Annotated in this window: 7 protein-coding genes; 4 read left to right on the forward strand and 3 right to left on the reverse strand. The window is 73.1% G+C overall.

Annotation, left to right across the window (positions count from 1 at the left end; genetic code table 11):
* The first annotated feature begins 172 nt into the window (after nucleotides 1-172).
* Nucleotides 173-5,533: a pullulanase-type alpha-1,6-glucosidase gene (pulA, locus tag ABD347_RS11615; protein WP_425575627.1), complete on the forward strand. Its 5,361-nt coding sequence runs from the start codon at nucleotides 173-175 to the stop codon at nucleotides 5,531-5,533.
* A 96-nt stretch (nucleotides 5,534-5,629) separates the two neighbouring features.
* Complete coding sequence (locus tag ABD347_RS11620) at nucleotides 5,630-5,980, forward strand: 5-carboxymethyl-2-hydroxymuconate Delta-isomerase (RefSeq protein WP_344359894.1); 351 nt, start codon at nucleotides 5,630-5,632, stop codon at nucleotides 5,978-5,980.
* 7 nt (nucleotides 5,981-5,987) lie between these two features.
* Here ABD347_RS11620 and ABD347_RS11625 read toward each other — a convergent pair whose 3' ends face one another.
* Nucleotides 5,988-6,710, reverse strand: a complete 723-nt coding sequence (locus ABD347_RS11625) for a TetR/AcrR family transcriptional regulator (RefSeq protein WP_344359896.1) — start codon at nucleotides 6,708-6,710, stop codon at nucleotides 5,988-5,990.
* Nucleotides 6,711-6,783: 73 nt separating this feature from the next.
* Here ABD347_RS11625 and ABD347_RS11630 point away from each other — a divergent pair, with 73 nt between their 5' ends.
* Nucleotides 6,784-7,077 carry a hypothetical protein gene (locus tag ABD347_RS11630; RefSeq protein ID WP_344359898.1) on the forward strand — a complete coding sequence of 98 codons (294 nt, stop codon included), beginning with the start codon at nucleotides 6,784-6,786 and terminating at the stop codon, nucleotides 7,075-7,077.
* 90 nt (nucleotides 7,078-7,167) lie between these two features.
* On the opposite strand, the gene ABD347_RS11635 is transcribed toward ABD347_RS11630, so the two are convergent.
* Nucleotides 7,168-9,123: a hypothetical protein gene (locus ABD347_RS11635; RefSeq protein ID WP_344360194.1), complete on the reverse strand. Its 1,956-nt coding sequence runs from the start codon at nucleotides 9,121-9,123 to the stop codon at nucleotides 7,168-7,170.
* A 21-nt stretch (nucleotides 9,124-9,144) separates the two neighbouring features.
* The gene (locus tag ABD347_RS11640) at nucleotides 9,145-12,219 is read right to left on the reverse strand and encodes an alpha-N-acetylglucosaminidase (protein WP_344359900.1); all 3,075 of its coding nucleotides are present in this window, start codon (nucleotides 12,217-12,219) and stop codon (nucleotides 9,145-9,147) included.
* Between the two features lie 103 nt (nucleotides 12,220-12,322).
* Between ABD347_RS11640 and ABD347_RS11645 the strand changes: the two genes are divergently transcribed.
* Nucleotides 12,323-12,796: a hypothetical protein gene (locus ABD347_RS11645; RefSeq protein WP_344359903.1), complete on the forward strand. Its 474-nt coding sequence runs from the start codon at nucleotides 12,323-12,325 to the stop codon at nucleotides 12,794-12,796.
* Nucleotides 12,797-12,812: the final 16 nt, after the last annotated feature.

The raw sequence follows: 12,812 nt of genomic DNA on the forward strand, positions 1-12,812 counted from the left end.
GCCTCGAAGCACCGAAGCACCGAAGCACCGAAGCACCGAAGCACCGAAGCACCGAAGCACCGAAGCACCCGGGCCAACCCCCGGCACGTCCACACCGCCAGCCGCCCCGCGCCCTCCCGGCCCGGGGCGGCACGCACCCCGTCCGCGTAACCCTCTTCGAGGAGATCCGGCCTTGATACGCCCCCGACCCCTGCCGCGCGTCGCGCGCGCCCCGCGCAGAACCGCGGCCGCCCTCGCGGCGGCTACGGTCGCGGCCCTCGTCCCGGCCCTGCCGGCGACCGCCGCGCCCAGACCGCCCGCCCCGCCGTCCGACAGGGCGCTCGCGAGTGAGCCCGCCCGGCACGACCTGACCCGCGAGCAGTTCTACTTCGTCCTGCCCGACCGGTTCGCCAACGGCGACCCGAAGAACGACCGCGGCGGACTGACCGGGACGCGTCTCGCCACTGGCTACGACCCCGCCGACAAGGGCTTCTACCAGGGCGGCGACCTCAAGGGGCTCACCGACAAGCTCGACTACATCAAGGGCCTGGGCACCACGGCCATCTGGATGGCGCCGATCTTCAAGAACCAGCCCGTCCAGGGCGAGGGCAAGGACGCCTCGGCCGGCTACCACGGCTACTGGATCACCGACTTCACCCAGGTCGACCCCCACTTCGGCACCAACGCCGACCTCGAGAAGCTCATCGACAAGGCCCACGCCAAGGGCATGAAGGTCTTCTTCGACGTCATCACCAACCACACCGCCGACGTCGTCGACTACAAGGAGAAGTCCTACAGTTACCTCTCCAAGGGCGCCTTCCCCTACCTCACCAAGGACGGCGTCCCGTTCGACGACGCGGACTACGCCGACGGCACCAAGCCGTTCCCCAGGACGGACCGCGACTCCTTCCCGCGCACCCCGGTCGTCCCCGACGCCAAGAAGAACCTCAAGGTGCCCTCCTGGCTCAACGACCCGGCGATGTACCACAACCGGGGCGACTCGACCTTCGCCGGCGAGTCCTCCACCCAGGGCGACTTCGCCGGCCTGGACGACCTGTGGACCGAGCGCCCCGAGGTCGTCGCGGGCATGGAGAAGATCTACCAGCGCTGGGTGCGCGACTTCGACATCGACGGCTTCCGCATCGACACGGTCAAGCACGTCAACTCGGATTTCTGGCCCCAGTGGGCCACCGCTCTCGACGCGTACGCCGCCAAGCGCGGCCGTGACGACTTCTTCATGTTCGGCGAGGTGTACTCCGCCGACCCGGCCGTCACCGCCCCCTACGTCACCCGGGGCAGGCTCGACGCCACCCTCGACTTCCCCTTCCAGGACGCCGCCCGCCGGTACGCCTCCCAGAGCGGCCCCGCGACCAAGCTCTCCGAACTGTTCGCACAGGACTACCGCTACACCACCGACAAGGCCAACGCCTACGAGTCGGTGTCCTTCCTCGGCAACCACGACATGGGCCGCTTCGGCACCTTCCTGAAGCAGGACAACGCCCAGGCCGACGACGAGGAACTGCTGGACCGCTACCGGCTCGCCAACGAGCTGATGTTCCTCAGCCGCGGCAACCCGGTCGTCTACTACGGCGACGAGCAGGGCTTCACCGGCGCGGGCGGCGACAAGGACGCCCGCCAGACCCTGTTCGCGTCGAAGACCCCCGACTACCTCGACGACGATCAGCTCGGCACCGGCCGCACGCACGCCACCGACGCGTACGACACCGGCCACTCCCTCTACCGCTCCATCGCCGCCCTCTCCCGCCTGACCAAGGCCCACCCGGCCCTGCGCGACGGCATCCAGACCGAGCGGCACGCCGACAACGGCCAGGGCGTGTACGCCTTCTCCCGCACGGACGCCACCAAGCGCACCGAATACGTCGTCGCCGCCAACAACGCCACCTCCCCGAGGACGGTGGAGCTCGCGACCGACTCCCCGGACACGGCCTTCCGGTACCTGTACGGCGGCACGGGCACCGTCACCGGCGGCGACAAGCTGAAGCTGACCGTCCCCGCCCTCTCCACCGTCGTCCTCAAGGCGGGCAAGCCCGTCCCGGCCCCGGCCGCCGCACCCACCATCGACCTCAAGGCCCCGGCCGCCGGAGCCACCGGCACCGTCGAGATCACGGCGGACGTCGACGGCGGCGCACTGAACCGGGTCGTCTTCGCCGCCCAGACCGGCGACGGCGCGTGGCAGACCCTCGGCTCGGCCGACCACGCCCCCTACAAGGTCACCCACACCGTCACGGCCCCCGAGGGAACGGCCCTGCGCTACAAGGCCGTCGTCGTCGACAGCACCGGCCGCACCGCCAGTGCCCTCGCCACCACCACCGCCGGACAGGCGCCGAAGCCCGGCAGGCCCAGCGCCGTCGACCGCGACTACGCCGTCGTCCACTACCAGCGCCCCGGCGGCGACTACGACGGCTGGCAGCTGAAGGCGGGGGCCACCACCGCCGCCTTCACCGGCCGCGACGCGTACGGCGCCTTCGCCTGGGTCAAGGTCGGGGACGGTGCCACGTCCGTCCCGTACACCGTCGAGAAGGACGGCACCACCGACGGCCCGCGGCGCACCCTCGACCTGTCGGCCACCGGCGAGGTCTGGATCAAGCAGGGCGCGGACGGCCAGGCGGACAAGGCCCCCGACGGCGCCTACCCGCCGCAGGACCAGGGCAAGGCCGTCATCCACTACCACCGCCCCGACGGGAACTACGACGGCTGGGGCCTGCACACCTGGACCGGCGCCGCCACCCCCACCGACTGGTCCAAGCCGCTCCAGCCGGTGAGGAAGGACGCCTTCGGCGCCACCTTCGAAGTACCGCTCGCCGAAGGGGCCACGTCCCTCTCCTACATCGTCCACAAGGGCGACGAGAAGGACATCCCCGCCGACCGGTCCCTGGACTTCGGCACCTACGGCAAGGAGGTCTGGCTCCTCACCGGTGACACCGGCTACCTGCTGCCCACCACGGGGGCCGCGCCCGCCCTCGACCTCACCAGGGCCGAGGCCCAGTGGATCGACGCCGACACCGTCGTCTGGAAGGTCAAGGCCACGCCCGGCACCAGCACCCAGCTCGTGTACGACAGGGACGGCTCCATCACCGCACCCGACGGCGCCCTGTCCGACGAGGGCCGCTGGCTGCGGCTGAACCCGGGCACGCTCACCGACGCGCAGCGGGCGAAGTACCCGCACCTGAAGGAGTACCCCGCCTTCACCCTCGACCCGCGCGACCGCGACCGGGTCCGCACCGCCCTGCGGGGCCAGCTGATCGCCACCCACCGCGCCGCCAACGGCGCCCTGCTCGCCGCCACCGGCGTCCAGATCCCGGGCGTCCTGGACGACCTGTACGGCACCAAGGCGCAGGCCAAGGCGCTCGGCCCGGTCTTCCGCAAGGGCACGCCCACCCTGTCCGTCTGGGCGCCCACCGCCCAGAACGTCACCCTCGAACTCGACGGCCGGCGCGTGGCGATGAAGCGCGACGCGGCCACCGGCGTCTGGTCGGCGACCGGCAACAAGAGCTGGCGGAACAAGCCGTACCGGTACGAGGTGAAGGTCTGGGCGCCCACCGTCGGCAAGGTCGTCACCAACAAGGTCACCGACCCCTACTCCACCGCCCTCACCACCGACTCCGCCCGCAGCCTGGTCACCGACCTCACCGACCCGAAGCTCGCCCCCAAGGGCTGGGCCTCCCTGAAGAAGCCCGCCGCCACCCCGCTGCGGGACGCGCAGATCCAGGAACTGCACGTCCGTGACTTCTCCATCGCCGACCGCACCTCCAAGCACCCCGGCGGCTACCTCGCCTTCACCGACACCACGTCGGACGGCATGAAGCACCTGAGGAAGCTGGCCGCGAGCGGCACCTCGTACGTCCACCTGCTGCCCGTCTTCGACATCGGCACCATCCCCGAGAAGAAGTCCGCCCAGGCGACCCCCGACTGCGACCTCAAGGCGTACGCCCCCGACTCCGACGAGCAGCAGGCGTGCGTCGCCGAGGCCGCCGCCAAGGACGCCTTCAACTGGGGCTACGACCCACTGCACTACACCGTCCCCGAGGGCTCCTACGCCTCCGACCCGAACGGCACCCGCCGCACCGTCGAGTTCCGCCGGATGGTGCAGGGCCTGAACGAGGCCGGGCTGCGCACGGTCATGGACGTGGTCTACAACCACACCGTGGCGAGCGGGCAGTCGGACAAGTCCGTCCTCGACAGGATCGTCCCCGGCTACTACCAGCGGCTCCTCGACGACGGCACCGTCGCCACCTCCACCTGCTGCGCCAACACCGCGCCCGAGAACACGATGATGGGCAAGCTCGTCGTCGACTCGGTCGTCACCTGGGCCAAGGAGTACAAGGTCGACGGCTTCCGCTTCGACCTGATGGGCCACCACCCCAAGGCCAACATGCTGGAGGTCCGCAAGGCTCTCGACGGGCTCACCGTCGCCAAGGACGGCGTCGACGGCAAGAAGATCATCCTGTACGGCGAGGGCTGGAACTTCGGGGAGATCGCCGACGACGCCCGTTTCGTCCAGGCCACCCAGAAGAACATGGCCGGCACCGGCATCGCGACCTTCTCCGACCGCGCCCGCGACGCCGTACGCGGCGGCGGCCCCTTCGACGCCGACCCCGGCGTCCAGGGCTTCGCCTCCGGCCTGTTCACCGACCCGAACGCGTCCACGGCGAACGGCACCCCGGCCGAGCAGAAGGCCCGCCTCCTGCACTACCAGGACCTCATCAAGGTCGGCCTCTCCGGCAACCTCGCCTCCTACACCTTCACCGACACCTCGGGCCGGAAGGTCAAGGGCTCCGACGTCGACTACAACGGCGCCCCCGCCGGTTACGCCTCCGCACCCGGTGACGCCCTCGCCTACGCCGACGCCCACGACAACGAGACCCTGTACGACGCGCTCGCCTTCAAGCTCCCGGCGGCCACGTCCCCCGACGACCGGGCCAGGATGCAGGTCCTCGCCATGGCGACCGCCGCGCTCTCCCAGGGCCCGGCGCTCTCCCAGGCCGGCAGCGACCTGCTCCGCTCCAAGTCACTGGACCGCAACTCCTACGACAGCGGCGACTGGTTCAACGTCCTCAACTGGGACTGCCGGGCCGGCAACGGCTTCGGGCGCGGACTGCCGCCGGCGGCCGACAACAAGGACAAGTGGTCCTTCGGAAAGCCGCTCCTGTCGTCCCCGTCCCTGACGGTCGGCTGCCCGCAGATCACCGGCGCGTCCGCCGCCTACCGTGACCTGCTGAAGCTCCGCACCACGGAGAAGGCCTTCAGCCTGTCCACGGCCAATGAGGTCCAGACCGCGCTCTCCTTCCCCCTCTCCGGCAAGGAGGAGACCCCCGGCGTGATCACCATGCGTCTCGGGAAGCTCGTCGTGGTCTTCAACGCCACGCCGAAGGAGCAGGCACAGACCGTCTCCGCCCTGTCCGGCGAGGGCTACGCCCTCCACCCGGTCCAGGCGAACGGCTCCGACGCCACGGTCAAGGCGTCCTCGTACGAGGCGGCCACCGGCACCTTCACCGTCCCGGCCCGCACGGTGGCGGTGTTCGCCCAACGATAGGAACCGGTGCGGGGCGCCACGGTTCGGACACCTGTTCCGAACCGTGGCGCCCCGCTCTATCGTGGCCCCGACACCACGACGACCAGGAGTGAAACCATGCCGCAGATCACCGTCGACTACTCCGCCTCCCTCGACGAGGACTTCGACCGCCGGGGCTTCGCGCTGGCCCTCCACCCCCTCGTCGTCGAGACGGTCGACGCCCGGCTCGCCGCCTGCAAGACGCGCACGCGCCGGGCCGAGGAAACCGTGATCGGGGACGACGCGGCCGACGACGCCCTGGTGCACGTCGGCATCCACCTGCTCACCGGGCGCGGCGACGAGGCCAAGGCGCGGCTGACCGAAGCCGTCATCGCGCTCGTACCCGAGTACGTCAAGCCGGCCGAGGGCCGCGTACTGCACGTCTCCGCCGAGGTCCACGACCTCGACCCCTCGTACCGCTTGCGCTGACGCCCGCCTAGAGGACGGCCCGCGCCGGCACGGCAGGGACCCCGGGCAGCAGCGTCCCCAGCCGGCCGACCAGTTCGCCGAACGGCCCGTCGGCCGGCTCGTCGGCGAGCACGCGCAGCAGCAGCGAGGCCATCTCCCCGTCGTACGCCGCGCTCACCGCCGCCAGCGCCGCGAAGTCGTGCACCAGCTGCAACTGCAGCTCCTCGCGCGGTATCCGGCGCCCGTCCAGCCAGAGCAGAGCCGTCGACTCGGCGAGCGACACCCAGGACCGTACGACCAGCTCCAGACGGACGGGCGGGTCCGTGACGCCGAGGTGGGTCAGGATCTGCTCGTACGCCGCCTGGCGCACCTCGTCGATCATCGCGTTCGTCGTGGTGGAGCCGGCCGCCGGCCCGCCGCGCATCAGCGCCGAGAACCCCGGCCCGTGCTCCTCCACGAAGTCGAAGAACCGCCCCATGACCCGCAGCAGCCGAGCCCCCAGCGGACCCTGGCACGGCTCGACGAACCGGCCTGCCAACTCGTCCGCCGCACGCCGCAGCGCCGCCTCGTACAGGCTCTGCTTGCCGGGGAAGTAGTGGTAGACCAGCGGCCGGGAGATGCCCGCGGCGGCGGCGATCTCGTCGATCGACACCTCCTCGGGGGAGCGGCGGCCGAACAGGTCCAGCGCCACCCCGATCAACTGCTGCCTGCGCTCCTCGACGCCCATCCTGCGCCGCGCCCCGGTCGTCATGCGAACAGCCTAACGTTCACCACCGACAGCCCTTCGAACAGTGGCCGATACACAGTTCGCTACGCTGCCGGGCATGACCACCTCCGACCCCGAAACCCCGGCGCCGCGCACCGGCCTCGCCCCGCGCCAGGCCCGGCGCCTGCGGATCGCCGCGGCGTCCGTCCTGCTGGTGGCGATGGCGGTCGTCCTGGTCCTCCGGCTGGCCAGCCGCACCTCCGTACTCGTGGTCGGCGTCTACGGACTGGCCATGATCCTGTGCGGTGTGGTCATCGAACTCAGCCGCAACGGCCGCACCCGCCTGGGCACCTGGCTCCTGGGCGCCGGCCTCCTCGCCGCCCTGGCCGCCGACTGGCTGCTGCTGCCGTAGGTCACAGGCCGCCCAGCACCAGCCGCTCGCCGTGGCAGCGTGAGACGCCGATCAGCATCGAGCCGTGCACCCGGACGTCCGGCGCGGGGGCTACCGCAGGGAGGTGATCTTCGTGCCGTCCTCCAGCCGCCCGGTCAGTTCGACCTGCTTGCCCGGCTTGCCCGGCAGCTCCACCGCGAGGAGACGGTCGTCCTCCACGCCGCCCGTCGCCCCGCCCGCCACGGCGACCGACGTCACCTGCGGGCTGCCGGCCGCCAGCATCCACCACTTCCCGTCCTTGGACCGCCACAGCGCACCCGCCAGGGCACGCGGCTCCTTCGTGCCGCACGCCGGTGACCCCTCGGCCTTCGCCACCACCGCACCGGCCCGCGCGGGCGGCGCCTGGAACTGCGCCAGCGCCACGCCACCCGTACCGCGCCAGGTCTCCGCGCGGGTGCACAGCCAGGCGGCGGTACCCGCCGTACCGGCCGGGCCGGGGAGCTCCTGCTCGGCGAACCGCCAGGAGTTCACCGCCCGGACGCCCTTGGAGCGGACCGTCTGCAGCAGACAGGCCGTCCGCGCCCACTCCGCACGTGCCGTGACACCCGCCGCCGCCAGATCGGCGGGCGCGGACGGCGGTCCCGACGTCAGCCGGGCGGGGGCCAGCTCACCGAGGTCGGTCAGCGTCCGGGTCGCCGAGCCGTCCCGCACCTCCAGCACGTCCCACTCCCGGCACTCGCTCGGCGCCGCCGGGCTGAGCAACGCGCCGGTGACCCCGTGCGCGTCCCGCGCCACCGGACGCGCCGCGGCCAGCGGCTGGATCAGGTCGCGCGCGGACACCTCCCGTACCCAGGGCGCCGTCAGGTACCGCACATTGGCATGCGTACGCCCCACCACCAGGGCACCCGCCGACGCCGTGTCCGCGCCGTCCGTCCGCGCGAAGTCCAGCGCCGCGCCCTCCGTGCCGTCCTTCGGCTCCGCGTACCGCACCGCCCGCAGCCCGTCGTGGAACAGCACCACCCGCGCCTGGTCGACCTCACCGGCGAACAGCAACTGCGGCGGCCCCATCGGCGGTCCCGGCGGGGTGCCGGGCGTCGCCGAGGCCTGCACCGTGGCACCCGGCCGCGCCCACACCGCCAGCGCTCGCCGCAGCAGCGCCCGGTCGTCGACCAGATCGCCGCGGGCCGGCCACACCGAGAAGTCCGTACGCTCCGAGCGCTGCCAGGCAGCCGGGGCGACCCGCCGCAGATTGGCCGGGTCCAGGGCGGCCTCCGCCACCGGATTGCGCGCGTACGAGGGAGCGGCCGCCCCGTCCGGGCCCCACCCCTCGCCCGGCAGCCCCAGCAGCGCCCCGCACACCACCGCGGCCGCGAGCGCGGCCAGCGCCGCCTTGCCGTGCTGACGCCGCCGCATCAGGTCCGTGGGGCGGGCCTGCAACGAGCACGGGTCGAACTCGGGCGATTCCAGCAGCCCGGCCGCGCTGATCTCGCCCGGCGCCTCCACCCCGTCCGCCTCGGCCAGCGCCGCCTTCGGGTCCGCCACCCCGGCGGCCGCGAGGACCCGCCGCACCTCGGCGTCCCCCTGCCGCTCCAGCCCGCGCAGCACGTAGGCGGCGCGGCCCGGCCCGGACAGCGCCGACAGCCGCTGGTCCAGCGTCAGTTCGTCGGCGCCCCCGGCGCGCGGGAACAGCCGCAGACCCCACACCTGGGGCAGCAGCGGCGGCAACTGCGCCCGCTTGGGCCGGGCCGTCCACCGCAGCGGCAGCCCCGCCTCCAGGGCCTGCCGCAGCACCCGGACGCGTACGTACGCGTACCCCGGATCGACCGCGTCCTCGGCGCGCCGCTGCCCCGGCATCCCGGCGTCGTCGCGCGAGGCGCGGCGGCGCGGCAGCGAGCGCTGCACCACGGAGTGCGCGGTCAGCACACGGCGGTTGCGCCCGAAGGCGGGCGGCAGCACCAGATAGGCGATCCGTACGAGCCTGGGGTAGTGCTCGACGAGGGCCGCCTCGGCCTGGTCGACGTCGACAGGGGCGGGGGTGGCGAGTTCCTGGGTGCTCACGTTCAGCAGAACGAGCGAATCCGGGGATGGTCACCTGCCGGGCGTGTTCTCCCAGCCGCTCACCGAGCTGAACACGGCCGTCCCACGCGCCCCGCCGCCACCGTGCCTGGCGGTCATGAACAGGCCGGCGTCCTGGACGGCCGCCGCGCCCGGCACCCGGACGGTGGCGACCGTACGCCATGTGGCGCCGTCGTCCGCCGAACAGGATCCGGTGATCCCGCCGCCCGCCCGGGACAGGCGGAGCAGCACCGGCACGCGGACGCCGGTGATCCTCCGGTAGGTGTCGAGGGTGCCGTCGCCGCTCGCGTCGTAGGACAGGACCACGCCGTTGAGCGGGGTCACCGCCAGGTTGAGGAAGCCGGGCGCACCGGGGGTGGCCAGGGAGTTCCGTACGATGATCCCGGCGCGTGCCCAGGGGCCGGTCATGTCCTGCGCGTCCACCCGTGCGGTCAGGGTGGTGCCGTCTCCGAAAACCCCCTCCTCGTAGAGGGTGCCGAACTCGGCGGTGGCCTTCCACAGGTCCTGGCCGCCGCCGTTGATGGCGTACCGGCCCCCCGTCTGGCCGAAGACGGCCCCACTGTTGGTGTACGTACGCCATCCCGGGTCCAGGGGGCCGGCCAGGTACAGGTCTCCCCGGTGGACGGTGGTGACCGGGGTCTCGCCCTCGGGGCCGTAGGTGGCGCGCAGCTCGTGGGGGAGGGGTTCGACGGGGGTGGCGAGGGGGCGGGCCGGAGCGGAGACGCCCCATGAGACGGTGCCCGTGCCGGCGGCCGGCACCGGTGGGAGCCCCAGCGGCGGCTGGTCGCCGAAGCCCGTGAGGGTGAGGCTCACGGGGCCGGTGGCGCGCAGGCCGTTGACGTTCCGGAAGGTGGCGGTGACCTCGGCCGCGGTGCCGGGAGCGAGGGCCGCGGGGGCGCTGGAGACCGTGACGGCGCCCTGGAAGGGGGCGCGGGCGAGGACCTGGTGCACGCGCGTGGCGGTGCGGTACGCGTCGTGCCGGGGGCGCAGGGCATAGGCCTTCGTCTCGTGCGTCCAGGGTTCCTCTATCGCGTACCAGTCGAAGACCTTCGCAGGGCGGTCCTGCGCGAGGGCGTCCTCCAGTTCGTCGAGGTAGGCCTGCCAGTGGGGGAGGTGGAAGTCGGCGATCAGGCCGGACCAGTCGCGGTTGGCGTAGTTGGCGAGGCGGCCCCCGTCGGCGGTGGGGCGGTCGCCCCAGGTGGTGACGAGTACCCGGGCGGTGCGCTCCAGGCCTTCGCGGCGGGCGTCCGCCAGCCAGGGGCCGAGGAGGAAGGCGTGGTGCGAGCCCGTCATGTCGTCGCTCAGCCGCATCAGCCGCAGCCAGAGCCGGGACAGCGCGCGGAAGGTGTCCAGGTCTTCGCGTGCGAACGCCGCTTTCAGCTGTCCGATCAGGTGCCAGGAGCGGTTGGCCAGGACCTGACGGCCCAGGTCGGTCAGATCGTGGCGGTACGCGTCGGAGCGGCGCAGCGGCTCCCGTACGCCGAGCAGCGCGGCGAACGCCCGGTCGAAGCCTGCGGAGTCGAAGGCCGGGGTGTGGGTGGCGTAGTGGGCGCCGGAGCTGGCGGAGAGGCTGGGGCGGGCGGCGAAGACCGAGTCGTGGGGGCGGCCGTCGCGGCTGGTGATCCGGTACGCGGTGTCCCGCAGGACCGCGAAGGCCTCACGCGCGCGTGCGTCCCGGCCGCCGTAGCGCAGGTCGGCGTACTCCTCGAACCAGCGGGTCCGGTCGACCGGCTCACGCCGCCAGGCCAGCTCGGAGAAGAGCTCCAGGGCGGCCGGGTCCCGTTCGGCGGCCTCCGGCATGTAGGCCGTGCCGGCGAGGGCCGAGCCGGGCCTGTCGCGCCAGGCGGTGAAGCGCTCGGTCCACAGGTGGGTCTTGGCGCCGATGGTGGTGCGGCCACCGAAGTTGGGGATGGTGCCGAAGGCGTACGGTGCGCCGCCCCAGTCCTTCTCGCGGTCGGTGACGCTCTCCAGGTCGGACAGCCCGTCGACGACGAGGAGGCCGGACGTGTCGAGCGCGTCGAGCAGGTCGCGGCGCGGGTTGCCCTGCCAGCCGAGGATGACCCAGGTGGCGCCGGGACGGGCGGAGCGGAGAGCGGCCTCCACCGCGCGGGCGGCCTCGGGAACGGGTACGTCACCGGCCGAGCCGCCCTCGTGGAGCAGGTCCATCTTGAAGTGGCGTACGTCGCCGAAAAGGTCCTGCTGGTGGCGGTAGAAGGACGCCGCCACCCGCGCGAAGGTCCCGGTGCGCGGGTCGAGCCAGTCCGGGCGCTTCAGGCCCGCCCAGACGCCCTGCGGGATCGTCCGGGCGCCGGGGTTGCGGTCCGCGAAGCCGTCCGGGACGGTGCCGAAGTAGCCCGGGAGGACGGGGCGGATCCCCAGCTCGCGCATCCGGTCCGTGATGCGGCGGCCCAGCGCGGCGCGGCGGGCGAGCAGCCCGGGGTCGAGGGGGCCACCGTAGGCGCTCATGTTCTGCAGCAGCCACCAGGGCTGGTGGGAGGGCGCGGGCAGCCAGGCGCGGGCCTCGGCGTCCGTGTACCCGAAGTCCAGCAGGAGGCGGTGGTAGACGGCCTCCTGCCCGGTGGTGACGAGGACCTCGTTGAACCCGTGCAGGGCGAGGACGTCGATCAGCCGCTCCCAGCGTGCCCAGTCGGCGTACGGCGCGGTGTACCCGTCGTGCGTGTCGTTGAACGCGAACCGGTGCGGGACGGTGGCCTCGCGGGCCAGGGGCCCGCAGGGCGCGGGCAGGCGGGCCGGGAGACCGAGCTGCGTGCCGGACCAGGAGATGTGCGCCCCGCACCGGTACTTCAGGTACCAGTGGACGCCGGTGAGCGCCGTGGCGGGGCCGGTGGCGGCGACCTCGACACGGCCGGCGGAGCCCGTGACCCGGAAGCGGTCCGGTCCGCCGCGGAGGTGGGTGAGCCCGAACTGGTCCGCGTGGCCGGGCAGCAGCCGCGCGAGGGCGGCGCGGGCCGGGCCCATGCGGTCCTCCTTCGAGAGGGCGGGCGGTTGCGACGCCCCGGCGAGCGTGGCGCCCGCGCCGACCGCGCCGGCGGCCCCCAGCAGCGTTCGTCTCGACAGGTCGGTCACGGCGCGCTCCTCCACGATGCTGACGGAACATCAGGTGCGGACGTGTCGCACGTTACTCGGGGTTCGCACCCGGAACAGCGGGGCGAACCGGCACGATGGCCGGATGGGTACGGAGCGAACTCGTTTGGCGTTGGTGACGGCCGCCGTGGTGGCCCTGGTTCTGCCGGGCGCGGCGGCGTGCGGGGCGGGCGGCGACGAGCCCGATGCCGCGCCGGAGACGGCGACGGGCACCCTCGAGGAGCTGGCGGCGAAGGTCGCGTGCGAGCCGAACATACAGACGGACGCGGAGGAGATCCGCCAGGCCAACTGCAGGACCGGGGACGGCACCTACGTGCTGGCCACCTTCTCCACCGACCGGGGCCAGCGCGAGTGGCTCAACGAGGCGAACGACTACGGCGGCTCGTACCTGGTCGGCCGCAAGTGGGTGGCGGTCGGTGAGGAGAAGGTGGTCACGGCGCTGCGGGACCGGCTCGGCGGGGAGATGGAGGCCGGCTCCTCGCACCACTCCGGGAGTGGGGGCGGCGACGGGGAGGGCGGGGGCGGCCACGGCGGCCACGCGGGGCGGCACGGGAGCTGACCGTACGACCGGCGAG

Origin of the sequence: Streptomyces gobitricini (assembly GCF_039532985.1) — a bacterium.
Classification (GTDB): Bacteria; Actinomycetota; Actinomycetes; order Streptomycetales; family Streptomycetaceae; genus Streptomyces; species Streptomyces gobitricini.

Bases quoted from the DNA above. Each gene is read 5' to 3' on its own strand.
- ABD347_RS11620 (WP_344359894.1), top strand. From the start codon at position 5,630: ATGCCGCAGATCACCGTCGACTACTCCGCCTCCCTCGACGAGGACTTC.
- ABD347_RS11625 (WP_344359896.1), bottom strand. From the start codon at position 6,710: ATGACGACCGGGGCGCGGCGCAGGATGGGCGTCGAGGAGCGCAGGCAG.
- ABD347_RS11630 (WP_344359898.1), top strand. From the start codon at position 6,784: ATGACCACCTCCGACCCCGAAACCCCGGCGCCGCGCACCGGCCTCGCC.
- ABD347_RS11645 (WP_344359903.1), top strand. From the start codon at position 12,323: ATGGGTACGGAGCGAACTCGTTTGGCGTTGGTGACGGCCGCCGTGGTG.